The sequence below is a fragment of the Nonomuraea jiangxiensis genome, assembly GCF_900099965.1.
In the GTDB taxonomy this organism is placed as follows: Bacteria; Actinomycetota; Actinomycetes; order Streptosporangiales; family Streptosporangiaceae; genus Nonomuraea; species Nonomuraea jiangxiensis.
The window spans coordinates 1-23,996 of record NZ_FNDJ01000016.1; the positions used below are offsets into that span (position 1 = coordinate 1).

21 protein-coding genes are annotated in these 23,996 nt (G+C 71.6%); 12 read left to right on the forward strand and 9 right to left on the reverse strand.

Features of this window, described 5'->3' with window-relative positions:
- Positions 1-2,121: condensation domain-containing protein (locus tag BLS95_RS31880; RefSeq protein ID WP_245765403.1), on the reverse strand; the 2,121-nt coding region annotated here is incomplete at its 3' end.
- Between the two features lie 262 nt (positions 2,122-2,383).
- On the opposite strand from BLS95_RS31880, the gene BLS95_RS31885 reads away from it, so the two are divergent.
- Genes BLS95_RS31885 through pabB form a run of 5 tightly spaced genes read left to right on the forward strand, consistent with a single transcriptional unit; the run spans position 2,384 to position 8,182 of the window.
- Entirely contained in the window at positions 2,384-3,100 is a 717-nt protein-coding gene (locus tag BLS95_RS31885; RefSeq protein WP_245765404.1) for a Phenylacetic acid catabolic protein, read from the forward strand.
- Positions 3,079-3,672: a hypothetical protein gene (locus tag BLS95_RS31890; RefSeq protein WP_090939830.1), complete on the forward strand. Its 594-nt coding sequence runs from the start codon at positions 3,079-3,081 to the stop codon at positions 3,670-3,672. The genes BLS95_RS31885 and BLS95_RS31890 overlap by 22 nt, the downstream gene beginning before the upstream one ends.
- A complete protein-coding gene (locus BLS95_RS31895; protein ID WP_090939835.1) occupies positions 3,665-5,218 on the forward strand; it encodes an AMP-binding protein in 1,554 nt (517 codons plus the stop codon). Before BLS95_RS31890 ends, BLS95_RS31895 begins: the two co-directional genes overlap by 8 nt.
- A 4-nt stretch (positions 5,219-5,222) precedes the next feature.
- Entirely contained in the window at positions 5,223-6,080 is an 858-nt protein-coding gene (locus BLS95_RS31900; RefSeq protein WP_090939838.1) for an aminotransferase class IV, read from the forward strand.
- A complete protein-coding gene (gene pabB / locus BLS95_RS31905) occupies positions 6,068-8,182 on the forward strand; it encodes an aminodeoxychorismate synthase component I (protein WP_090939843.1) in 2,115 nt (704 codons plus the stop codon). Before BLS95_RS31900 ends, pabB begins: the two co-directional genes overlap by 13 nt.
- On the opposite strand, the gene BLS95_RS31910 is transcribed toward pabB, so the two are convergent.
- The 5 genes from BLS95_RS31910 to BLS95_RS31930 form a co-directional block, all read right to left on the reverse strand.
- Complete coding sequence (locus BLS95_RS31910) at positions 8,127-8,879, reverse strand: helix-turn-helix transcriptional regulator (protein ID WP_090939846.1); 753 nt, start codon at positions 8,877-8,879, stop codon at positions 8,127-8,129. The genes pabB and BLS95_RS31910 overlap by 56 nt on opposite strands.
- A 104-nt stretch (positions 8,880-8,983) precedes the next feature.
- Positions 8,984-10,456 carry an ABC transporter ATP-binding protein gene (locus BLS95_RS31915; protein WP_218136083.1) on the reverse strand — a complete coding sequence of 491 codons (1,473 nt, stop codon included), beginning with the start codon at positions 10,454-10,456 and terminating at the stop codon, positions 8,984-8,986.
- Positions 10,453-11,307, reverse strand: a complete 855-nt coding sequence (locus BLS95_RS31920; RefSeq protein WP_245765405.1) for an ABC transporter permease — start codon at positions 11,305-11,307, stop codon at positions 10,453-10,455. The genes BLS95_RS31915 and BLS95_RS31920 overlap by 4 nt, the downstream gene beginning before the upstream one ends.
- A complete protein-coding gene (locus tag BLS95_RS31925; protein WP_090939852.1) occupies positions 11,304-12,317 on the reverse strand; it encodes an ABC transporter permease in 1,014 nt (337 codons plus the stop codon). The genes BLS95_RS31920 and BLS95_RS31925 overlap by 4 nt, the downstream gene beginning before the upstream one ends.
- Positions 12,302-13,843: an ABC transporter substrate-binding protein gene (locus tag BLS95_RS31930; protein ID WP_090939855.1), complete on the reverse strand. Its 1,542-nt coding sequence runs from the start codon at positions 13,841-13,843 to the stop codon at positions 12,302-12,304. The genes BLS95_RS31925 and BLS95_RS31930 overlap by 16 nt, the downstream gene beginning before the upstream one ends.
- Before the next feature lie 215 nt (positions 13,844-14,058).
- Between BLS95_RS31930 and BLS95_RS31935 the strand changes: the two genes are divergently transcribed.
- From BLS95_RS31935 to BLS95_RS31955, 5 genes are read left to right on the forward strand one after another with little or no spacing between them, the layout of a single operon-like run.
- Positions 14,059-15,018: a TauD/TfdA family dioxygenase gene (locus BLS95_RS31935; protein WP_245765406.1), complete on the forward strand. Its 960-nt coding sequence runs from the start codon at positions 14,059-14,061 to the stop codon at positions 15,016-15,018.
- Positions 15,018-15,962: an ornithine cyclodeaminase gene (locus BLS95_RS31940; protein ID WP_090939858.1), complete on the forward strand. Its 945-nt coding sequence runs from the start codon at positions 15,018-15,020 to the stop codon at positions 15,960-15,962. Before BLS95_RS31935 ends, BLS95_RS31940 begins: the two co-directional genes overlap by 1 nt.
- On the forward strand, positions 15,953-17,200 hold the full coding sequence (locus tag BLS95_RS31945; RefSeq protein ID WP_090939861.1) for an alanine racemase: 1,248 nt from the start codon (positions 15,953-15,955) through the stop codon (positions 17,198-17,200). Before BLS95_RS31940 ends, BLS95_RS31945 begins: the two co-directional genes overlap by 10 nt.
- A 22-nt stretch (positions 17,201-17,222) precedes the next feature.
- Positions 17,223-18,230 (forward strand): PLP-dependent cysteine synthase family protein, encoded by a 1,008-nt coding sequence (locus BLS95_RS31950; RefSeq protein WP_245765407.1) that lies wholly within the window; start codon positions 17,223-17,225, stop codon positions 18,228-18,230.
- Complete coding sequence (locus BLS95_RS31955; protein WP_090939867.1) at positions 18,227-19,570, forward strand: MATE family efflux transporter; 1,344 nt, start codon at positions 18,227-18,229, stop codon at positions 19,568-19,570. The genes BLS95_RS31950 and BLS95_RS31955 overlap by 4 nt, the downstream gene beginning before the upstream one ends.
- A 91-nt stretch (positions 19,571-19,661) precedes the next feature.
- On the opposite strand, the gene BLS95_RS31960 is transcribed toward BLS95_RS31955, so the two are convergent.
- On the reverse strand, positions 19,662-20,093 hold the full coding sequence (locus BLS95_RS31960; protein WP_143043941.1) for a DUF6086 family protein: 432 nt from the start codon (positions 20,091-20,093) through the stop codon (positions 19,662-19,664).
- Between the two features lie 158 nt (positions 20,094-20,251).
- Here BLS95_RS31960 and BLS95_RS31965 point away from each other — a divergent pair, with 158 nt between their 5' ends.
- Together BLS95_RS31965 and BLS95_RS54530 are read left to right on the forward strand one after the other, a co-directional pair.
- Positions 20,252-21,025 (forward strand): hypothetical protein, encoded by a 774-nt coding sequence (locus BLS95_RS31965; RefSeq protein ID WP_090939873.1) that lies wholly within the window; start codon positions 20,252-20,254, stop codon positions 21,023-21,025.
- 294 nt (positions 21,026-21,319) lie between these two features.
- A complete protein-coding gene (locus BLS95_RS54530) occupies positions 21,320-21,808 on the forward strand; it encodes a hypothetical protein (RefSeq protein ID WP_143043942.1) in 489 nt (162 codons plus the stop codon).
- Between the two features lie 6 nt (positions 21,809-21,814).
- On the opposite strand, the gene BLS95_RS31975 is transcribed toward BLS95_RS54530, so the two are convergent.
- Both BLS95_RS31975 and BLS95_RS31980 read right to left on the reverse strand, forming a co-directional pair.
- Positions 21,815-22,108 (reverse strand): hypothetical protein, encoded by a 294-nt coding sequence (locus tag BLS95_RS31975; RefSeq protein ID WP_090939878.1) that lies wholly within the window; start codon positions 22,106-22,108, stop codon positions 21,815-21,817.
- A 2-nt stretch (positions 22,109-22,110) separates the two neighbouring features.
- Complete coding sequence (locus BLS95_RS31980) at positions 22,111-23,874, reverse strand: hypothetical protein (RefSeq protein ID WP_090939881.1); 1,764 nt, start codon at positions 23,872-23,874, stop codon at positions 22,111-22,113.
- Positions 23,875-23,996: the final 122 nt, after the last annotated feature.

The following is a 23,996-nucleotide window of genomic DNA, read 5'->3' on the forward strand; positions in this document are numbered from 1 at the left end:
CAACTCCCCATAAGACACATCCGGACAGATCGCCACCCGCGCCGGATCACGCCGAGCCAGCTCGAAGAACCGCCCGTGCAACGTCCCCTCCGGCAGCGGCGCGGCGGTGTCGTTGGCCTTCGCGCGGACCGCCAGCTGCGCGGGCGGCACGAGCGAGGGCACGGGCGTGTTCCAGTCGCTGTCGAGCAGCCAGTCGAGCAGGCGGTTGTAGGCGCCCGCCATGCCGTCGAGCACGCCGGGCGGGAAGAGCTCCTCGACGGCGTCCCAGTTGACCAGCAGGTCGCCGTCCACCTCGACCACCTGGTGGTCCAGCCAGACCTGCGGCGTCTGGGAGAGCATCCAGCCCAGGCGGCCCAGGCTGCGCTGCACGTCCGCGCCGACCAGGTCGCCCATGCCGAGGGCGCTGGTGAAGACCACCGGCGCGGTCACCTGGTCGTGGCGCCCGCCCCGGTTGAGGTCGCGCAGGACCTCCACGCCGGAGTAGGCGGAGTGGGAGACGTCGCGCTGGAAGCGCGCCTGCAACGCCGCCACCCGCTCGGCGAACGTCTGGGGGGCGGACAGGTCCACCTCCAGCAGGATGAGGTTGCTGAAGTCGGCGACCATGCGCTCCACGTCCGGGTGGACGGCCTGCCGGTCGAACAGCGGGGCGTTGAGCACGAAGCGCTGCGCGCCGCTCCAGGCGCCGACGACCTCGGCGAGCGCGGCGGCCATCGTCATCGGCAGCGTCACGCCGTGCGCGCGGGCGCGCTCGGCCAGCCGCTCCCGCGCGGTGAACCGGCGCTCCCGGCGTACGATGCGGACCCGTTCCACCTTCTCCGGGTCGACGGCCAGCGGCAGGGGTGGGCCGGGGGGCAGGTCGGGCAGGCGGCCGGCCCAGTAGCGGCGGTCGGTCTCGCGCTCCTGCGCGCTCAGGCGTTCACGCTCGGCCAGGTAGTCGGGGAAGGAGTAGGTCAGCGGGGGCAGCTCGGCGTCCTGGCCCCGGTAGAGGGCGGCCAGGTCCTCCAGCAGGATCTGGATGCTGCGTACGTCGGCCACGAGCAGGTCGATGTTGACGTGCAGGCGGTAGGCGCCGTCCGGCAGCAGCGAGAGGATCAGGTCGAGCACCTCGCCGCGCTCGACCTCCAGGCGGCGGTGCGACAGCCGTTCGCGGAGCCGGAGCAGTTCGGCCTCGGCGTCCGGCGCGGCGCGCAGGTCGTTGACGGTCAGGCCGGGCCAGGGGGTACGCGGCAGGATCTGCTGGGTGCCGTCGTCGAGGAAGCGGGCGCGCAGCAGGTCGTGCCGCTCGAACAGGGCGTATGCGGCGCGCTCCAGGGCTTCGCGGTCGATGTCGCGGCCGTCGAACTCGACGTAGAAGTGGCAGCCGACGCCGCCCAGCACCTGGCGGTCGCGGCGGCCGAACCAGTAGGCGTGCTGCAGCGGGGTGAGTGCGAAGGGCGCATGGCGGTCGACGCGCTCGGCCTCCGGCGGCGGCGCAGTGCCGGAGCCGGCCTTGAGCCGGAGCAGCTCGTGCCAGGAGGTGATCGCCGGGGACTCCATCAGGTCGGCGAACTTGACCTTGACGCCCCGGCGCTGCCAGTCGTTGGTCAACTGCATGATGCGGATGGAGTCCAGGCCCAAGGCGATGAGGTCCTCGGCGGGGTCGAGGTCGGCCGGGGGGACGCCGAGGAGGTCGGCCGCCGCGCGGGTGATCTCCTCCAGGGTCGGGAGCGGGGCGGCCTGGTTGCCCCGGGAAACCTCGCGAGAGGGCCGGGAGCCGTCGCCCCCCACGTCCGGCGCCTGTGGCGGGATCGCCAGCGTGTCGACGGCGCTGACCGGCAGCATGGCGCGACGGAAGCGGGTCACGAGCTCGGCACGGTCGCCGGTCAGCGAGCCGGGGTCGGTCATCGCCACCGTCTCCACCACCGCGCCGCAGGCGTCGAGGACGGCGGCGCGCACCCGGCGTGGCTCGGGCTCGGCCCCGGGCCGCGCCTCCACCAGCAGGGTCAGTGCCCCGTCCGGGACGGTCTGGATGGCACGGGAGGACAGCCCGGTCAGCTCGCTCACCGGTGCTTCCAGGTCCTCGGCGGCAAGCAGCCGGCCCTGCACGGATATGCGGTACTCACGCATCACCGTTTCCGTCATGCAAAAAAGGTGACACGTTCGGAAGGCCCTGACAAATTATGAAATTTCTTTATGGAGGGCCTTGCTAGCCGTTCAGTCAGTTACTTAGGCTCACCTAACCGACAGCGCGGAGTCTGATATTCAGGAAAAACGCGAAGGACCTACCCTTTCTGGTACTTCACCGGAAGGGGAGAAGTACGCTTTCGAGGTGCCCATCCGGGCACTTGCCGATGTTCCGGCCTCCCTCTTAGCGTCCATCGACGAAGTCCGGAAGGGAGGCGACGTGCCGCAGACGCTGATGAAAGACGTCCACGACGCCGCCGAGGCCTGCGCGCTCGGCGACGAGTACGTCACCGCGCTCGGCAAGATCATCAATAGCCATGTGCGCAACGAGGCGGCCGGCGCGGCGGTATTCGACGAGCCGTCCATTGCGCTCGCGCCCACTCCGCGCGAGAAATGGCTGGCCTGCAGAATGGCCATGGAAGAATACGGCCACCATTTAAAATTCAACAAGCTCGCGAATGAGCTCGGGCTGGAGGACGCGCAGAGCCGGCCGCCGCTTTCGGTCTTTGATTACCAGGTCGAGTCGTGGACCGGATACGTCATGACCAAGGCCATCGTCGACCTGGCCGAGATCGTCCTGATGGAAGACCTGTGCCAGTGCTCCTACGTGCCGCTGCGCAGGCTGTGCCGGTCGCTGATGCCGGAGGAACGCTTCCACGTCGGGTTCGGGACCACCACCGCCAAGCAACTGGCCGCCGATCCGGCCACCCGCGAGGACATGCGCTCGTCGGCGCACCGCCTGATCACGATGACGCTGCCCTTCTTCGGCCGCAGCGACTCCCGGAACAACGAGCTGTTCCGCAGGTGGGGCATCAAGCGGCTGACCAACGACGAGGCGCGTACGGAGTTCGTCCGGCGCACGCGGGTGCTGCTGTGCGACGAGCTCGGGCTCGACTATCCGGAGGTGGAGCCGCGATGGCCCGGTACTACGAACTGAACGCCCCGCCCGAGGGGTTCGCCGTCGACCTCGGCCCCGGCGGTGACCGGGTGGCCGCCCTGCTCCACGGCCTGGTCACGTACCTGCCGCCCGGCGACGCGCCGCACCGGGCCGAGCGGGGCCCGAGCGCCGGCCGCGTACCGGCGGAGATGAGCGGCCTGCCCGTGCGGCGGGTGGACGACCTGCCCGCCGCGGTCCTGGACCGCGTGGACCCGTTGTGGCAGGCCCTGCTGGAGAACCGCCGCTCGCAGGCCCGCGCCCGGCTCCGCGACGCCGACCGCGAGGACCGGCTGGAGCTCGCCGAGCACGTGGCGATGCTGGTCGCCACCCCGCGCCTGCGGCCGGCCGACCCCGCCGACGCCGACGCGCTGGCGATGTCCGGCGCGGTCCTGTGGCTGGTCGGCACCCTGGTCGCCACCGCACTCGCCGACGACCGCGACGACCGGCTGGCCGACCTGATCGCGGGCGGCTGGTGGCCGGTCGGCCCCGTGGACGGCGCCTTCCTGCTCGCGCCCCTCGACCTGCCGCGCCGTCCTCGCCACGAGCTTCTGGGGAGGTCAAGCCATGCCTGAGGTGCTGAGCGGCGGTGGCCGTACCGGCCTGTCGTCACCCCGGCAGGCCGCCGGCGGCGACGCCGACGGCGGGGTCGCCAACTTCGCGGTCCAGGTGTCCGCGCTGGCCCGGCGCGAGGGGTGGTGGGAACGCCCGGCCTTCCACACCCCCGAGCGTTCCTGGGCCCACGGCGAGGTGCACACGCTGGCCGCCTCCGCCGCCTCCGTCCTGGCCGAGCACGGCGTACGGCCCGGCGACCGGGTGCTCATCGCCATGGGCGACGGCATCGCCTGGGTGACGGCGTTCCTGGCCGCCGCCCGGCTGGGCGCCATCGCCATCCCGGCCAACCCCGACCTGACCCCCCACGACCACGCCTACCTGGCCGGCGACTGCGACGCCCGGCTCGTGGTGAACGAGGACCGCCTCACCAGCCGCTTCACCGGCCACGCCGTCCTGACCGGCGACCATCTCATGCGCCTGACCCAGGACGCGCCCGCCGCCCCCGCCGCGCCCGTCACCGGCGACACACCGCTGTACGCGCAGTACACCTCCGGCACCACCGGCGTGCCCAAGGCCGCCCTGCACCGCCACGCCGACCCCGCCCGCTACCAGCGGGCCGCGGGCGAGGGCGTGGTGGGCGTGCGCCCCGACGACGTGACGCTGTCGGTGTCGAAGCTGTTCTTCGCCTACGGCCTGGGCAACGCGCTGGTCTTCCCGCTGTTCTCCGGCTCCTCCGCGGTGCTGCTGCCGCACCGGCCGGCGCCCGCGCAGATCGCCGAGATCGTGTCGCGTCACGGCGTGACCCTGCTGTACGGCGTGCCGTCCTGCTACGCCAACCTGGTGGCCGAGTGCCCGCCCGAGGCCTTCTCCACCGTACGGCTGGCCGTCTCGGCCGGCGAGTCGCTGTCCACCGCCCTGGGCGCCAGGGCCCGCGAACTCCTCAACGCGCCGCTGCTGGACCAGCTCGGCTCCACCGAGGTCGGCCACGCCTTCTGCTCCAACACCGCCTGGCGCGACGAGCCGGGCACGATCGGCCGTCCGCTGCCCGGCTACGAGGTCGTGCTGCGCGACAAGAACGGCGCGCTGGTCACGCTCGGCCAGGGCGAGATCTGGGTGCGCGGCGCCTCGGTCATGATCGGATACCTGGGCCGCCCCGACCAGACGGGCCGGGCGCTGCGCGGCGGCTGGCTGCGCACCGGCGACCTGGCCGAATACGTGGACGGCGGCGCGCTGAAGCACTGCGGGCGCAGCGACGACATGGAGATGGTGGGCGGCATCACCGTCTCCCCCCTGGAGATCGAGCGGGTGCTGGCCGAGCACCCGGCGGTGGCCGAGGTCGCGGTGGCGGTCATCTCCGACGAGCGGCACGTCCGCAGGCTGCGCGCCTACGTGGTGCCCTCCTCGGCGGAGGTGGACGGCGCCCGGCTGGAGAGCGAGCTGATCGCCATGGCCCGCCGACGGCTGGCGCCCTACAAGGTGCCGCGTAGCGTGGAGCTGCGCTCAAGCCTGCCGCGCACTCCGACGGGCAAGCTGCGCCGCTTCGCGGTGCGCGAGGGAAAGTGGTGACCGCATGCTGACTGCTCCCCCCACCGTCCTCCCGGCCGAGCGGGCGTACGAGCGCCTGGCGTGGACCGGGCCGGGCCTGATCGCCGCACCGGACCGGTGGCCGGGCGACCCGGCGGTCGTCGACTCCTGGCTGGTGGCCGAGGGCCGGGTACGCGACCTGGCGCTGCACGGACAACGCTTCCTGCGCGCCTGCGCCGAGGCGGTGCCGGAGCTGCCGGCCGCCGAGATCCGCCGGTTCCTGGGCGCGGTGCGGCACTGGCTGCCGCCGCGCGGGCGCTGGTTTCCCCGTATCGAGGCGTACGGCGGGGCCGAGCCCCGGCTGGCGCTGTGGCCGCGCCCCGCTCCCGAGCCCGGCCCCGCGGAGGTGACGCTCTGGATCCCGCCGGAGTCCGACCCCCGCCGCCGGCCCGAGGTCAAGGGGCCGGACCTGCCGGTCCTGGCCCGGCTGCGGGAGCGGGCCAGGGCCGTGGGCGCCGATGACGCGCTGCTCCACGACGGGGACGGCACCGTGCTGGAAACCGCCCACAGCGCGCTGGTGTGGTGGCGCGGCGACACCCTGTGCGCGCCCGACGACGGCCTGCCCGTACTGCCCTCGATCACCAGGAGCCATCTCGAACGGCTCGCCGGGTGCTGGCGCTGCCCCGTCCGGCGCGAGCGCGTCAGCCTGGCAGAGCTGCCGGAGCTGGAGACCTGGACCCTCAACGCCCTGCACGGTCTGCGCCCGGTACGCGCCTGGGCCGACGCCGACGGCCGTTCAACGCCGGCCAAGGTGTCGGTCCGGGCCGCGGAGTGGCGGCAGGCCGTACGGCACCGCGCCGTCCTGCCCGCCCTCCACCTGTGGGAACAGCCGTGCGCACGCTGATCGTCGACAACTACGACTCCTACACCTACAACCTCTTCCAGCTGGCCGCCCAGGCGTACGGCGTGGAGCCGGTGGTGCTCACCAACGACGACCCCGGCTGGGCCAGGCTGGACCTGAGCCGTTTCGACGCGCTCATCGTCTCCCCGGGGCCCGGTCGCCCGCAGAAGGAGCGCGACGTCGGGATCACGCTCGACCTGATCCGCGACTCCGGGCTGCCCGTGCTGGGCGTCTGCCTCGGTCACCAAGCGCTGGCGTGGCTGTCGGGAGCCGACGTGGTGCCCGCCCCCGCGCCGATCCACGGCTACGTGGAGCAGATCAGGCACTGCGGCCGGGACCTGTTCCGCGGCCTGCCCCAGGGGTTCGACGCGGTGCGCTACCACTCGCTGTGCGTGGCCACGCCCGCGCCGGACAACCTGGAGATCACCGCGTGGACCGCCGACTCCGTCGTCATGGGCCTGCGGCACCGCGCGATGCCCTGGTGGGGCGTGCAGTTCCACCCGGAGTCGATCTCCACCGAGTACGGACCGAAGCTGATGCTCAACTTCCGTGACCTGGCCGCGGAGTACAACGAGTCGGCCAGGCCCGAGGCGGGCACCGCCGTGCCGCCGCGGGCGCCGCGCTGGTCCCTGGAGGCCGAACGGGTCTACGGGGTCCCCGACGCCGAGGCGGTCTTCTCCGAGCTGTTCGCGGACCAGCCGTACGCCTTCTGGCTGGACAGCAGCCGGGTCGAGCGCGGGCTGGCCCGCTTCTCCTTCCTGGGCGACGCCGGTGGCCCGCACGGGGAGGTCCTGACCTGCTGTCCGGGTTCGGACAGCGTGCTGGTGCGTTCGAGCCTCGTCGAGTCGGCGGTCTTCGCCTCGATCTTCGACGTGCTGGACGCCCACATCAAGGAGCGGGCCATCGCCACGGACCCGGCGCTGCCGTTCGACCTCAATGGCGGCTACGTCGGTTATTTCGGCTACGAGCTCAAGCGCGACTGCGGCGCCTCGGCCGCGCACGTCTCACCCTTCCCGGACGCGGTGTGGATGTCGGCGGCCAGGTTCGTGGCGATCGACCACGAGACCGGCGAGACGTGGGCGCTGGCGCTGACCGACGGCGGGCGCGAGAGCCGGGCCGCGGCGCGCGAGTGGGTGGCCGGGGCCGCCGCCGTCTGCCGCAGGCAGGGGTCGCCCGCGCCGGTCCAGCAGGTGTCCGACTTCGATCCCGAACCCTGGCTGGTACGGCCGCGCGAGCGCTACCTGGCCGACATCGAGGAGTGCCTGCGGATGCTGCGGGCCGGGGAGAGCTACGAGATCTGCCTGACCAACACCGTGGAGCTGCCCTTCGACTGCTCCCCCTACGACCTCTACCTGCGCCAGCGGCGGCTCAACCCCGCGCCCTACGCGGCCTACCTGCGCCTGGACGACATGCAGGTGCTGTGCTCGTCCCCCGAACGTTTCCTGAAGGTGGACAGGGACGGCATGGCCGAGTCCAAGCCCATCAAGGGCACCGCGCCGCGCTCGCCCGACCCTCACCGCGACGCCGCCCTGCGGGAGGAGCTGGCCACCTCCGACAAGACCAGGGCCGAGAACCTCATGATCGTGGATCTGCTCCGCAACGACCTGGGCCGCATCTGCGACATCGGCTCGGTCCACGTTCCGGGCTTCATGGCGGTGGAGTCGTACGAGACCGTGCACCAGCTCGTCTCCACGGTACGCGGCCACCTGCAGGAGGGCGTCACGGCCGTACAGGCGGCGCGGACGTGCTTCCCCGGCGGCTCGATGACCGGGGCGCCCAAGCTGCGCACCATGGAGCTCATCGACCGGTTCGAGGGCCGGGCGCGCGGCGTCTACTCCGGCGCCATCGGCTTCTTCGGCCTGGACGGCACCGCCGACCTGAACATCGTCATCCGCACCGCGGTGGCGCACCAGGGGTGGCTGTCGGTGGGCGCGGGCGGCGCCATCGTGCTGGACTCCGATCCCGAGGACGAGTACGAGGAGATGCTGCTCAAGGCCAGGGCCCCGCTGCGCGGCCTGGCCGCCCTGCGGCAGGACGTGTCCGGCACGCTCAACGGCGTCGCGACCGCCGGGACGTCCCGGGATCGCGAACCAGCCCGCGACTGAGCGCGAGGGCCGTCGCCAGCGTTCTGTTCGAGCAGTTCAGCTTGGCCAGGATGTTGGCGACGTGCCGTTTGGCGCCGTGCTCGGAGATGCCGAGCCGGCGGGCGATCTGCTTGTTGCTCAGCCCCTCGACCATCAGGCCGAGCGCCTCCAGCTCCCGGCAGCTCAGCGGAGTGGGGGGCGGGCTGTCGGATGCGGGTTCGGGGACGTCCGGTGGCGCCGTGTCGAGCTCCTCGGGTTGCGGTGCCGCCGCCGGGCGGACCTTCGCCATCAGCTTGCGCGCCAGCGGGGGCGGTATCGGCACCAGCCCGCTGTCCAGGTCGGTCAGCGCGCTCATCAGCGTCTGGCCGGTCACCTCCGGTTCCAGCAGGTATCCGTCGGCGGGGATCGTCACCACCTGGGCCAGAGCCTTGTCGCAGGAGGACCGCAGCAGCAGCAGCACCTGTACGCCGAAGTCGGCGGCCGTCCGCGCCAGCTTCTCCGCCTCGTGCACCGGGTCGGCGCCGCTCAGGACCAGCAGCGTGGGCCGGCCGGAGTACAGCAGCTCCATGCTGTTGTCGAAATCGCCCCCGTCGACCACGTCATCCAACGCCTCCAGCTCCCGCAGCATGGTGCGTAAGCCGGACCGGACCACTTCGCTGCCCAGCGAGAGCAGGGCGACACGTGAACCGTTCTTACCTGACTGCCGCTTCGAAGTCATACGAAATCCACATCGAGTAGCGGGCTGGGCGGCATCCCCTACCCGGCGAACATCCTCCTATGCCTGCCCTGCGTAAGTTTCCGGCTGCTGATTCGGTTATCCGATCACCGCCGGGCGCTCAGCGCCGCCACGCCGCCCGTCCAGGCGACCTTCCCATCCTCGATCGCGCAGGCGATGTCGCAGTAACGCGCGACCAGCTCCAGATCGTGGCTGATCATCACCACGGCCAGGCCGTGCGCGGCCCGCAGCCGCGTCAGCAGCTCCAGCAGCGCGGTCGCGGTCACGGTGTCCAGCGCGGAGGTGACCTCGTCGCAGACCAGCACCTCGGGCTCGGCGGCCAGAGCGCGGGCGAGCGCGACCCGCTGGCGCTGGCCGCCGGACAGCTCGCCCGGCAGCTTGGCCGCGCAGGAGGCGGGCAGCGCCACGTCCTCCAGCAACGCCCGGACCCGCCCTGTGACGTCCTCGGGGCGAGCCCGGCGGTGCAGGCGCAGGGGACGGGCGAGGATGTCGCCGACCGTCCGCACGGGGTTCAGCGTGCCGAGGGGGTCCTGCGGGACGAGTTGGATGCGCCTGCGCTGCTCGGCGGTGCGCCGGCTCAGCCGTACAGGGACCGGCTCGCCGGCCAGTGCGATGTCGCCGTTGACGTGCGGGTGCAGGCCCGTCAGCGCCCTCGCCAGGGTGGTCTTGCCCGCGCCGGAGGGGCCGATGACCGCCTGCGCCTCGCCGCGGCGCAGCTCGAGGCCGACATCGCTGAGGATGGCTCGCCCGCCGGGCCGGGCCAGCGCCGTCAGCCCGCGTACGGCCAGCACCGGCGGGCCGTGGACCGGCTCGCGCGGACCGCCGGCCGCCGGCGGCCGGTGGGCGCCGCGCAGGTCCACCACGGTGTCGGCCGCGTCGGCCACCAACTGCTCGTCGTGGGTGGAGACGACCACCGCGATGTCCTCCTCGCGGGCCAGGTCGCGTACGAGGCGGCCGATCTGGCAGGCCAGCGCCTCGTCCAGGCCGGCGGTCGGCTCGTCCAGCAGCAGCAGCGCGGGGCGGCGGGCCAGCGCCCGGGCCAGTGCCAGCCGGCGCTGCTGGCCTCCCGACAGCTCGCGCGGGCGGCGGCGCAGCAGGTCGCCGTCGACGGGCAGGCAGACACGGCGCAGCAGCGGCAGCAGCCGGGCGGGGTCGCGGGTGCCCGCGGTCTCGGCCAGCAGGGAGCGTACGCGCATGTAGGGGTTGAGGCGGCTGGCGGGGTCCTGGTCGACCAGGCCGATGTGCTCGCGGCGCAGGCGGCGCAGCTCCCCGCGATCCAGCTCGAAGACCTGCCGGCCCAGTACGCTCACCCGGGCGGCGTGCGTGGTCAGCCCGTCGGGCACCGAGCCCAGCAGGGCGCGCAGCATGGTCGTCTTGCCGATGCCGGACGGCCCCACCAGCGCCACCACCCGGCCCCTGCGGGCGGTGAGCGGCGGCGCGTCCACGACGACGACGCCGCACGGGCCGGTCAGCGCCAGCCTGTCGATCCGCGCGACCTCCTCGCCGCCGCGGCGCGCGGTCTCCAGCCGCAGGGTCTCCGGTTTGCCGACCACCGTCACAGCCGGATCACCGCCTTTCTCACGTTGCCGGGTACGAGCGCCGCCGCGGCCTGCACACTCAGCGCCAGCGCGCCGATCGCGAGGCTGGGGGCCACGACGGGCCACGGGTTGAGCAGGATGCCGGGAGCGTTCTCGCGTACCATCAGCGCCCAGTCCGCCGCGGGCGGCTGCGGGCCGATCTCCAGGAACGCGGCCGTGGTGACCACGTACACGGCGGCCACCAGGCGCAGGCCCAGCAGCATCAGCAGGGTGGCGCGCAGGTTGGGCAGCACCTCGCGCCAGATCAGGTGCGGCAGCCGCTCGCCGCCCGCGACGGCGGCCTCCACGAAGCCGGAGGCGGCGATCGGGGCCGCCGCGCCCGCGAACACCCGCACCGCGTACGGCAGGCCGACCGCGACCGCGGCCGCGATGAGCGCCATCCGGCCGCCGCCCGGCCAGGACAGCACGACCAGCAGGACGGCCAGCACGGCGGGCAGCAGCATCATCAGGTCGGCCGCCCGGTCCACCCACCGGCCCAGGCCGGGCCGCAGCGCGGCGGCCGTGCCCAGGATCGCGGCGCCCAGCGTGACCAGGACGGCCACCGTGAGCGAGGTCAGCAGCAGCTCGCGGCCACCGGCCAGCAGGCGGCTGAGAACGTCGCGGCCGACCTGGTCGGCGCCCAGCGGCAGGCCGGGGCCCGGAAGCGCGTAGGGGGCGGCGACAGGCGCGTCGACGGGATGCGGGGCGAGCCAGGGGCCGGCCAGTGTGACCGCCATCACGACCGGGGCGGGCAGGGCGCGCAGGAGCCGCCACGTCCGACCGGACAGGCGTGCGGCCCGCGGCGGAGCCTGCGACTGGACGGCCATCCTCATCGCCTCCCCGAAGCCCGGGCACGCACCGCGTCGGCCGCGATCAGCAGGACCAGGATCGCCACGCCGGTCACCGTGACCACGCCCGCCACCAGCGGCGTGTCGCGGTCGCGCACGGCCGAGGCGAGCACGCTGCCGATGCCCGGATAGTTGAAGATCGTCTCGACCACGACCGCGCCGCCGAGCAGCATGCCCGTCGAGGTGACGGCCCCGGTGGCGATGGCGGGCAGCGCGCCGGGCAGCAGGTGGCGCAGCAGCACGCGGCGGGCCGGCAGGCCGTCCAGGACGGCGGCCTCCACGTGCGGGGCCGAGCACTCGTCGGCCAGCGCGGCGTGCGCCACCCGGGCGTTCCAGCCGATCTGCGGGATGGCCAGCGCCAGCACCGGGAGCACGAGCATCACCGGTTCGGCGGGCAGGCCGCCGGGCCCGGGCACGGTGACGGCCGGCAGCAGGCCGGCCCAGAGCGACAGCACGAGCACCAGCACGCCGGCCACCACGAACTCCGGCAGCGCCGCCACGATCGTCGCCGATCCGGACACGAGCCGGTCCAGCAGGGTGCCGGACTTGAGCATGGCCAGGCCGGCCAGCGCGAGCGCGACCACCAGCGTGAGGGCGAAGGCCAGACCGGCCAGTAGCAGCGTGTTGGTGAAGTGGCGGCCGATGACGTCGGCCACCTGCTCGCCCCGGGCGGTGACGCCCATGTCGCCGCGCGGCAGCCCGGTGATCCAGTCCCAGAACCGCGACCACAGCGGGCGGTCCAGGCCCAGCTCCGCCCGGCGCTCGGCCACCGCCGCCGCCCCGGCGCCGCGGTCGATGGTGGAGCGTGCGGCGTCGCCCGGCAGGAACTCCATGGTGGCGAAGACCACCAGCAGCAGGACGGGGAGCAGCAGCAGCCGCCTGCCCAGTGCGGCCAGCGCCCGCAGCGCGGGCCCGGCGGCCCGCCGCGGTCCTTCCGCCCGCGCGGTCCCCGCGGGCGGAGGCGTCGGCTCGATCGCCGTCAGGTCGCCAGCCATGCGCGCTCCAGCCGGACACGTCCGTAACCGGGCAGGGTGGGCAGGTCGCGTACGTGGGCCGCCGCGAGGTCGATGCCGTCGGCCATCCCCCAGAGCAGGTAGCCGGAGCGCTCGTACTGGATGCGCTGCACCTCCCCCAGCAGCCGCGTCCGCTCCGCCGTGTCCTTGGCGCTGACCGCCCTGCGGTAGGCGCGGTCGAACTCGGGGTCGTCGAAGCCGGTTTCGTTCTGCCCGGTGCCCGACAGCATGGTCTTGCCGGCGAAGAACACCACCGAGTCGTTGGTCCCCCAGTAGGTGGTGTACAGCGGGGCCTTGAGCCAGGTCTGGTCCCAGAAGACGGCCGGGTCCTGCTTGACCACCCTGACCTTGACCCCCGCCTCGCGCACCTGGCCGGCGAACAGCGTGGCCGACTCGGCCAGTCCCGGCACGTCCTCGGTGGTGCAGAGGTCGTAGGTGGCGTTGAGGTCGAACCCGGTCACGGTCAGCAGACTGCGGGCGCGGGTCAGGTCCCGGGTGCGCTGGGGCAGGTCCTTGGCGTAGGCCGGGTCGGCGGTGCCCAGCACGTCGTTGGCCACGACGCCGTAGCCCGACAGTGCCTGCCGCACCAGCGCCTGGCGGTCGACGGCCAGGCGCAGCGCCAGCCGTACCCGCTCGTCGGCGAACGGGCCGCCGGCGGTGCGCATCACGATCGGCATCGCCAGGTCGTGCCGGCGGCGTACGACCTGCACGCCGGGGCGGCCCTGGGCGGTACGGGCGGCCAGCGGCCCGGCGTTGGACGCCAGGTCGATCTGCCCGGTGAGCAGCGCGTTGGTCATCGCCTGCGCGGACTGAAAGATGCGCACCTCGATGCCGTCCAGCAGCGGCTTGCCGCCGTGCCAGGAGTCGTTGCGCACCAGCCCGGCGTTGCCGTCCTGGAACGAGCGCAGCTTGAACGGGCCGGTGCCGGGCGCCCCTGCCGGGTCGCGGGTGTCCTTGGGCAGCGTGAAGGTGGTCAGCCTGAGCAGCAGCGGCAGCTCGTTGTTGGGGTAGGAGCCGGTCAGGGTGACGCCGTGGGCGCCGTCGGCCTTGATGGCGTCGGCCTCGACGCCGGGGAGCCGGGCCGCGCCGGAGGGGGTCGAGCGCAGCCGGCGCAGGGACCAGACGACGTCCTCGGAGGTGACGGGCCTGCCGTCGTGGAAGGTGGCGTTCTCGGCGATCTTGAAGTGCCAGCGGCGCAGGTCGTCCGACTCCCAGGAGACGGCCAGGCCGGGGGCGACGGTGGGCTGGGCCCCGGGGACAGTGAGGGCGTCGTAGACCAGGGCGATGATGAGGTAGTCGCTCTCGTTGACCTGGGTGCCGTGCGGGTCGCGGGTGACGGCCCCGGGCTTGCCCAGCGCGCCGATCCGCAGCGTGCCGCCTGGTCTGGGGGCCTCGCCCGCGCCCTGTGCCGTGGGCGCCTGCCGGGCGCCGGCCCCGCATGCGGCCAGGAATAGTCCGGTGCCCGCGCCTAACCCGGCCCGGATCGCCTGCCTCCTCGTCGTAAGCACCTTGCCTCCTTCGTTCCTAAGGTTTGCCTACCCTAAGAACCACCACATTCCAAGGTCCCCGGAATTCTCGGGAAGCTTCATGGAGGAGTCTTCGCAGCTTGTCCGGGCGCCCGCCAGAAAGGTAACATTTTGATAACTTAGGTTAGCCTTGCCTAATCAAATTCTCCCCGCTAGCGTCCGGAACGAGCACCTCGGAGATGCGAAGGCGGTGAACCGTGAGCACCATCCCGATCCGGCGGATCGACCACAACCGGGTCATGAAGCAGGCCAGTGCCCTCCTCGCAGAGCACCAAACTGTCTCGGACCCCGAATTTCTCCGCGACCTGCCCGCCGCGGCCGACGATCTGGGTGAGCTCCGCCCACCGGAGCCCGGCGAGGACTTCTACGTACTGCGTGGACTGCGGGTCCCGGACGACGAGCTCGGCCCCACCCCGCCCGGCTGGGCGCAGACCGACCGGCAGCGCACCGCGGCGTGGGACGCGGTGATGCTGCTGTTAGCCGCCGCGCTCGGCCGCCCCTTCGGCTGGCACGGCCAGCAGGCAGGCCGGCTGGTGCACGACATCGTGCCCGGCAAGGGCCACGAGACCGAGCAGACCGGCGCCAGCAGCACCGTCGACCTGGCCGCCCACAACGAGGACGCCTTCCACCCCGGCCGCGCGAACATCATGCTGCTGGGCTGCCTGCGCAACCCCGACCACGTCACCACGCGGGCCGCCCGGGTGCGGGACACCCGGCTGGCCACGGACGAGATCGCCACACTGTCCCGGCCGGCGCTGCCGATCCTGCCCGACGACGCCTACGCCGAGGCGCAGCCGTCGCCGCTGGAGCCGACGCCGATGCGCACGCTCTGGCACCGCGAGGACGGCCTGTGCCTGCGCTTCGACCCCGCCTACACGCCCCTGGAACAGGCCGAGGACGCCTTCATGAGCGCCTATGAGCGCCTGGCCGGGGAGCTGGACCGGGTCTCGGTGGGCGTCCCGCTTGAGCCCGGTGACGTCCTGGTGATCGACAACGACACCGTCGTCCACGGCCGCGAGCCGTTCCGCGCCCGCTACGACGGCACCGACCGCTGGCTCAAGCGGGTCAACGTGCGCGTCCCCGGCCGCGAGCGGCCCGGCGAGCGGGGCGAGCACGGGTACGGCCAGCGCACCATCGAGCCCTACCAGGTGGCGTGATGCGCGTCCTGACCAGAAGCGACCTGGACAAGATCGAGCTCACGCCCGCCGAGGTCGTCGCGGTCGTCGAGGAGGCCTACCGCGCGCTGGCCGCCGGGCTGTCGGACAACCCCAGCAAGCTCACCGTGCAGCCGCCCGACGGGCACTCGGTCGCCTACTCGATGCTCGGCCGCGACGGCACCCGGCAGATCGTCGCGTTCAAGACCTCCTACAATTTCCACCCCGACCGGCGGCACTACTACACCACGCTCAGCCTCTACGACGACCGCACCGGCGCCCCCGTCGCGCTGATGGACTGCGCGGCCGTCGGCGCGATGCGCACGCCCGCCGTCTCGGCCCTGCTGGCCCGCGAGTGTGCCGCCCCGGACAGCCGTTCGGTGCTGGTGGTCGGCACCGGCGTCCAGGGGCGGCAGGCGCTGCCGTACCTACAGGTCACGCTGCCGGGGCTGGAGCGCTTCATGGTGTACGGGACGCACCCGGAGGGGCTGCGGGCGGTGCGCGACTCCCTGCCCGGGCGGGAGGTGGAGGCGGTCGACGACCTGCCGGCCGCCGCGCGGGAGGCCGACGTGATCCTGGCCGTCGCCGGGCCCAGAAGCCCCGCCAGGATCGAGGGGGACCTGCTGCGTCCCGGCGCGCTGTGCGTACTGGTCGGATACGGCCTGGCGCCCTCCACCCTGCGCCGCGCCGACCGCGTGGTGGCCACCAGCGAGGCCCAGATGCGGGTCACCGGCACCGACATGGCCGACGAGCACGGTCGGCTGCGCCCGGTGGACGCCGAGCTGCCCGACGTGCTGGCGGGCCGCCTCACCGCCAGGACCGGCGCCGACCAGCGGATCTTCGCCTACAACAGCGGCCTGGTCATCACCGACATCGCACTCGGGCACCACTTCGCCCAGGCGGCGGAGGAGCGCGGGCTGGGGCAGGTGATCCACCTGTGGCGGTGACGGCGCTGCTGTCCAGCCAGGCCCGGGCACTCCTGGAGGCGGACCGCGGGCTGCTGGCGGAGCTGGCGTACGGCCTGCGCGGTCCGTTCCACGTGCTGTTCCCCGACCGCTTCGAGGCCAACCTGCGCGCCTTCCGCGCGGTGATGAAGGCCGTGGGCGTCGAAGGGCAGATCCACTACGCCAAGAAGGCCAACAAGGCGGCCTGTTTCGTCGAACGCTGCGCGGAGGAGGGCGCGGGCGTGGACGTGGCCAGCGTGGGCGAGCTGCGTGACGCCCTCGGCCACGGCGTACGCGGCGAGCGCATCGTCGTCACCGGCCCGGCCAAGGCCGACGAACTGCTGCGGCTGGCCACGCACCACGGCTGCCTGATCACCGTCGACTCCCTCGACGAACTGGAGCGGGTGGCCCGGCTGGAGGCGCGGATCATGCTGCGCGCGCTGCCGCCGGGCCGGCCGCACAGCCGCTTCGGCATGACGGCCGAGGAACTGGACACGGCGCTGCGCCGCCGCGGCCGGGCCCGGCTGGAGGGCTTCAGCTTCCACCTGACCGGCTACGACCCCGCCGAGCGCGCCGAGGTGGCCGCCTGGCTGGTCGAGTGGTGCGAGCGGACGGCCAGTCCCGCCGTCGACACGATCAGCATCGGCGGCGGCTTCGCCGTCGACTACACCGGCCGGCCGGTGGACATCACCGGCCACCGCTTCCACGCCGATCGCGCCTTCACCGACTTCTACCCCTACCACTCCTCCGTCAGCGGCCCCGACGCGCTGCGTGCCGTCCTGTCGACCGGCGGGCTGGGCAGGCGCCTGCGTGAACGCGGCATCCGCCTGCTCATCGAACCCGGCCGCGCCCTGCTCGACCAGGCCGGCATGACGGTCTTCCAGGTCCAGGGGGTCAAGGCGCGCGACTACGGGATCATCACCGTGGACGGCACGAGCCTCAGCCTGTCGGAACAGTGGTTCAACAGCGAGTTCCTGCCCGAGCCGCGGCCCGTGCCGGTCAGGCCCGGCGGGCCGTTCGAGGCGTGCGTAGGCGGTGCCAGCTGCCTGGAGTCGGACCTGCTCACCTGGCGCCGGATCACCCTGCCCGGCCGCCCCCGCGCGGGGGACCTGCTCGTCTACCCCAACACCGCCGGCTACCAGATGGACTCCAACGAGTCGCGCTTCCACGAGCTGCCCCTGCCGCCCAAGGTGGTGATCGAGGCCGACGGCCGCTGGCGGCTCGACCGCGCCCCGAGTTGAAGGAGCACACGCGTTGCGCATCGTGAACAGACTGAGTGAGCTGATCGGCGACACGCCGCTGCTGGCCCTTTGCCGTACGGGATCGGGCAGCCGGTTGCTGCTGAAGCTGGAGCAGTTCAACCCGTACGGCACCGCCAAGTTGCGGATGGCGTTGTCCATGGTGCTCGACGCCGAGGCCGGCGGCCGGTTACGGCCCGGCGGGCGGATCGTCGAGTCCACCTCGGGCAACACCGGGCTGGGGCTGGCGCTGGTGGCGGCCGAGCGCGGTTACCGCTTCACCGCGGTCGTCGACGGCCACGCCTGCCCCGACAAGCTGCGCGCGATGCTGGCCATGGGCGCGGAGCTGGTGTACGTCACGGAGGAGGGCGACGAGGAACTGGCCACCGCCGCCCGCGAGGAGCTCGCCGCGCGGCTGGCCAAGGACAGCGGCAACGCCGTCTTCACCGAGCAGCACAACAACCCGGCCAACGCCGAGGGCTACCGGCCGCTGGCCCGCGAGCTGGCCAAGGCGCTGCCCGAGGGCGTCGACCACCTGATCGGCGCGGTCGGGACCGGCGGCTCGCTGTGCGGCACCGGCCGCGAGCTGCGCAGGCTCATGCCCGGGGTGCGGCTGGTCGGCGTGGAGCCGGTCGGCTCCATCGCCTTCGGCGGTCCCGGCGGGCCCTACCACCAGTCCGGCACCGGCACGCCGCCCGGCGCCCCGGTGGGGGCGCTGGTCGACTACGACCTCATCGACGAGGGCCGCAAGGTCTCCGACCGGCAGGCGTTCGGCACCTGCCGGGCGCTGGCCCGCCGTACCGGGCTGCTGGTGGGCGGCTCGGCGGGGGGCGTGATCCACGAGGCGCTGCACGAGCTGCGCGCGGCGCCGCCGGGGTCCACCCTGGTGGCACTCCTGAACGACAGCGGGGAGAAATACCTCGACACCGTCTTCAACGACGCCTGGATGGCCGAGCGCGACCTGCTGGACCCGGACGTCGAGCGCGAGGTCGGCGACCTGCTGGAGGAGTTCGGGAGCGTGGGAGCGTCATGAGCGACGGCAGGAAGCTGGCCGCGCTGGCCGGTCCGATCGCGCTGACCCAGCTCGCCCAGGTGGCGCTGACCACCACCGACACGGTGATGCTCGGGCTGCTGGGCGCCGAGGCGCTGGCCGCAGGAGGGCTGGCCCTGGTGCTGTTCAACCAGTTCCGCACCATGGGCGTGGGGCTGGTGACGGCGCTGGGCAACCAGGTGGCGGCCGCGCTGGCGCGCGGGGACGGCCCCGACGAGGTGCGCGGGCTCGTCCGGGCGGGCTTCGCGCTGGCGACGCTGGCCGGCCTGGCGGGCGGCCTGCTCATGATCGGCGCCGGGCGGCTGCTCGGCGCCCTCGGGCAGAGCCCGGCCGTCGCCGAGCAGGCCGCCGCGATGCTGCTGGCCATGGCTCCCGGCCTGGTGCCGTGTCTGTGGTTCCAGGTGGTACGGCAGCTCACGGTCGGCGCCCGCCGGCCCGCGGCGCTGGTGTGGATCACCGTGGCCTCCATCGCGGCCAACGCGGCGCTGAACTGGGCGTTGCTGCAGGTCCTCGGCCTGCCCGGCATCGGCCTGGCGACCAGCCTGGTCTACGCGCTGTCCTTCGTCGCGCTGTACCTGCTCACGCGGCGCGACCCGGCGCTGACCGGCATGCTGGCCTTCGGCCACGCCCGCGCCGAGCGCGGCACGGTGGGCCGGCTGGCCCGGCTCGGCGTGCCGATCGCGGCCACCTACGGCTCGGAGGCCGGGTTCTTCACCGTGGTCGCGCTGCTCATGGGCACCTTCGGCGCACCCGCGCTGGCCGCGCACGCGGCGGTCAACCAGTTGGTGTACATCGTCTTCCAGGTGTCGGGGATCGGACTGTCGCACGCCGCCTCGATCAGCGTGAGCGGCGAGGCCGCGGTGGGCCGCCACGACCGGGCGGTCCGCGTGGGCCTGCTCGCCCTGGGCCAGGGTGCGCTGGTGGTGTCGCTGGTGGGTGCGGCGTACCTGCTGATTCCCGAGGTGGTGCTGCGGCCGTTCCTGGACCCGGCGCTGCCCGCCGACCGGGCGGCCCTGTCGGTGGCGACGGGACTGCTGGGGGTGGCGGCGCTGCTGCAGTACTTCGACAGCGCGCAGAACATCGGCGTCGGGCTGCTGCGGGGGCTGGACGACACCCGCTCGGGCTTCACGTTCACACTCGTGGGCTACTGGCTGGTGGGGCTGCCCGCCGCCTGGCTGCTCGGCCTCGCGATGGATTTGGGACCGTCGGGCGTATGGTGGGGTCTGCTGATCGGCCTGGCCACCACGGCCGTACTGCTGCTGGTCCGCTTCCAGCGCACGGCGGCGGCCCGACGTGCAGCAACACCACTCCCCACAACCTGACCGCCGACCGACCGCCCACCCTAGGGCTCACCCGAAACACCACGCACCGCCCACCATCCGATTCTCGACTGGCGGCCACCCGCCAGGGTGCTCAGCGCGGCATCGCCCGGGCATGCCGCGCCGAAAGCTCCGCCCATCGCCCGGCGGTGCCGCCCCCGCCCTCGGGCAGGCTGGTGGAAGGCCCACTCACCTGCACCTCCCGCCGGCCGTCGCTGTCCTCTCGCTCTGATCGATCCAGCTCGGCACCACCACGCTGGACGAGCACCAGCGCCGTGGCGATGAAACCCTCCATGAGCGCGTGCAGGATCGGATGGTTCGTTCGCTCGTAGCGCTCGACCAGTGCGCTCACGAAGGCGGTGAAAGCCTTCAGGTCGATCTGGCATTCGTCGCTCCGCATCGGCCCCAGCCCAGTCGGCAAGCCCGCCTCTGGTGCGAGGGCCTGGGCCGATCGCATGAACAACGCGAAGACCCCATTAGAAGGGTTCCAAAGGACTTGATCGTGGACCTGGTAATACTGGCTCACCACACCTCCAACGCATTGAAAGTGCCCATCCTCCTGGGGCGGCACTCCAGCTTCAACAGGTGGTCATGTCGTCCAAGATCACGCCTGCGTCGTACGGCCCGGTCAATGCGGCCGGAAAGCATGGCGGTCGTGATCCACGTACGGGAGGATGACCGACCATGAAGTTAACGATCATCGTCTTGGCGGCCGGCGCAACCCTGGCGGCCGGTACCGGGCCGGCCCAGGCAGCGCCGCAGGAGGACCCGGTCCGCGCATTCAAGGCCACGCTGGTGGCCGGACACGGAGTGCGCTTCACGGAGACGGCCACCGTGGTGGACGGCACCGAGGAGAGGAAGCAGACGAGCCGGGGCACCTTCCGCTTCGACAGCAAGGGCGTCGCGGCCTTCGACATCACGGCCACCACCATCGACTCCCAGCGGCGACGGACCATCGGCATCCAGCGCGAATGGATAACCTATGTCGCCTTCGGCGACCCGTCGGGGCCGCCCGTGGAAGGCAAGAACTATCACGACATGCCCAGTGGTGGTTTGTCCGACTCCTACGGACAGGTACTGAATCCCGCCGAACCTACGACCTTGGCCGCTCTCCTCAGGAACGGGAAGCGGAGCAACGACACCGTCACCGGCACGATCACCTTCGGCGCGATCGGGGACCACTCGCGGTGGTTCCGGAGCTCGGCACCGACCACGGACAAGGTGCACACGGTGGTCTCCTACACCCTCACCCTCACCCCGGCGGGTCTGGTGAGCAGGTTGCAGAGTGCGTACCGGACGAAGGAGCGCTGGGACGCGGAAAGCAGGAGGCTCGAAAGCCGGCTCATCGCCGTGGACACCCGCTACAGCGGTTGGGGCGGCAAGGTGTCGGTCAAGGCACCGGACCCCCGTACGGTGGCGTTCCTGCCGAGACCGCCTCACCAATCCCACCTGCTGTAGCACCTGCCGGGCTTCCCGTACCTCCCACGTGCGCGGGTCGGCCGGTGCTGCTCGACCTGGGCGGCGACGACGAGCCAGGGTAGGGGTAACCCTGCCCCCAGCGGCCACCCTCACAGGGATACCTTCAGTGCCACGGTGAGCGCAACCGTCTCGATCTCCTGGAACGTCGGCCAATGTGTTGATGATCGGCCGCATCGCCCGTGCCGAGCCCGGAAATTGGCGTCTCTATCGCGGCTCGCTATGGCCGGGACGAATCGGATGTACGAGTGGAGTCCCCTCAGATAAAGTCCGATCGTGCGCTTTGGTGCGTCTTCGAGCGTGGTTGCCGCGGCACTTGTCTGTTTCGCGGTCCTGACGGGCTGCTCGGGCGAATCGGAGCAGCCAACGCTGGATGAGGCCACTCGCCAGCTTGTGAGCGACGGTGACGCACTGATGTCAATGATTCAGTCCGATCTGACTGGCCTGACGAAGGAACGCGCCGACACAGACCGGACGACTTCATGCAGCACAGGCCAAGCACAACGATATTTCGTGGCCAAGGGCAACTTCACCGACCCGGCGAGACAGGATCCACTCAGCCGCATCGGACTGTTGAAAGGCAAGCTCGAGACCATGGGATACCGCGAGGTCGTGGACGAACTCGACCTCGGGGAGGACGAACTGGGCGTGACCGTGGCAGTGAACGACAATGCCAAATTGACGTTCGTACTCCTCGGACGCTTGTCGGAGGCTCCCAACCTCGTGATAACCGGCAAGACGGAGTGCTACCCCGGTAAGGGGTGAAGGCCCCTACATGGGGTCAGGCGCTTGCGCGGCCTCCTCGCGAAGCTGTCGGGCACGGCGGCGAAGGTTCTCGGCTGTGGCCAGGCATCCGGTTTCGAGATTGCCTATCTGGCTCCTGAGCTGGACTGCATGCGCTTGGTATCGCTCGGCGGCCGGCCCTTTCCAGTACGACTCGCCGCCCCTCTGTTGCGCCGGGATACCGTCGAACACGACGGCAAGGGTCTTGGCATACCTCGTGAACGTGTCGGCGAGCGCCTCCTTCTCGGCCGCCTCACGGAGCAACTGGTGCTTGATGGGCATGGTCAACCACCCCGCCTGTTCAGGGCCTCGGTCAAGGCACTCAGAAGCCGACCCTTGATCGCATCTCTCATCGTGACTCTGTCCGCGGCGGCCAGCGGCGGCTGCCCGTGAGCTTTGAGCGATTCGGCCAAGAAGGCCACCTGCTGCTCCACAAGCCTGTTGGCCACAGCCTCGGCATCGTCGGGTGTCTTCTTGTCGAAATAGTCGGTGATCATGCCCTTCATGACGTCTTTAAAGTCATCCAGCACCTTGTCCTTGCCCGTGGAGACCAACGCGCTGTTGATGGGCAGGTATTTGTTGTTGAAGTAATCGACCGGCATGAGCATGTAACCGGCTAACTGTTCGGCGTATTCGTCGTCGCTCCACTCCGCGTAGGTCGAGCCCGCCAACAGGAGGTTGGCCAGAGCTCCCGTACGTGAGGCTAGGTTCACGTGGGCCTCCCGCTTGTAGAGGTCCGGATCGAAGGGATGGAAGCGCCCCATGTCCAGTTCCTTGGTGTACTCCTTCGCCGCCTTCATCAACGTGTCAGCCGCGGCGGGGTCCTGCATCAGGGCACCCATGAAGCGGGCGCTCACTGTGGGGTCTAGCTTGTCCCATGGCGGTCTGTCCCCCACTTGGGGTAAGTCCGGCGCGTTACGCTGAGCTTGGCCTCGGGCGAGATGGTCAAGGACGGGCTTGATGTCCTGAGCCAACATCCGGCTTATGGGCGAGTTGGCGAACGTTCCTAGACTGCCGCCGACCCAGAGGCTGTGCTCGGCTCCGATGCTGTTGATCACGGTGAGCCAGGCCTGGTCCCGTGTGTCGTCCTTCCCTGAGCCGGGCTTCAATGCGCCATGCAGCGCTTTTGCCAGCGCATCCTCGTAGGCGGGCACGCCTGCCGACCTGATGGTGTACGCGTCCAGGAGAACCCCGGCCTCCTTCTGGTGCTCCGCCAGAAATCGCTGGAACGCGGCGGGATTCGCCTCGAAGGCCTTGGCCAGGTTGTACAGGTTCCAGTTCGGGTCAGCGGGATACGCGTCGGAGTTCGGCGGGCGGTTCAGCAGGTTGGCCGCCACCTTGTTGAGGAACGTGCCCGACTGCGGGGCCAGCCCGACGAGAGCCGTCAGAATGTCTGACGGGGCTGTCTCCACCATCTTCTGCCATTCGTTTCCGAGCCGCCCGGAACCCTCTGCGCCGGCAAAAGCCTTGGCCAGTAGTCCCGGCGAGGCGTCGCGGGCCTGGTCAAGAGCGTCTGGGGTCAGGCCTCTGCGGTCTCCTTTTGCGCGGGTGTTCATCCAGTCGCGGAGCAATTTCTGGAACTGCTCGGTGCCCAGCGCGGCCAGTAGTGCTGCGGAGTAGGCGGGGTCATCGGCCCTGCCCTTGAGCGCCGATACAGCCTTCTCCACCTCGCTCCAACTCTGTTCAGAGAGGTACTCGTCGTGGTGCTTGAGTGCCTCGGTGATAGCGGTGGCGTCCTTCTTGGCCGCCTGTGCCGCCTCTGTCTGGCTGCTGAAGGGCAAGGTGCCGGTCAGCATGCCCTTCTGCTGTGTCGGCACCATCCGCTTGAGAGTGTCGATGCGCCACTTGAGGTCCTGCTGGGACTCGTGGAAGAACCACCAGGTGCGGTGCATCGCTGTAACGCCTTCGTGGCCGGCCCATTCCTGACCTGCCTCGGCTATCGCCGCTTCCAGCCCTGGCCGCGCTCGGCCCAGGACGTCTTTCCCCGTCTCCATCTGGCGGATCAGCTTCTCAGCGCCGAGGGGATCGATCCCGACGAACTCCCCCATAGACCCTCCCAGATGGGTGGCTTACAGTGCGGTAGTCAAGCACGTCCGGCACATCGGGTAAACGCGTTATGCGTTCTTATTAGCTGATTGAACCTTGACATGTGATCAGCGTCGATAGCTCG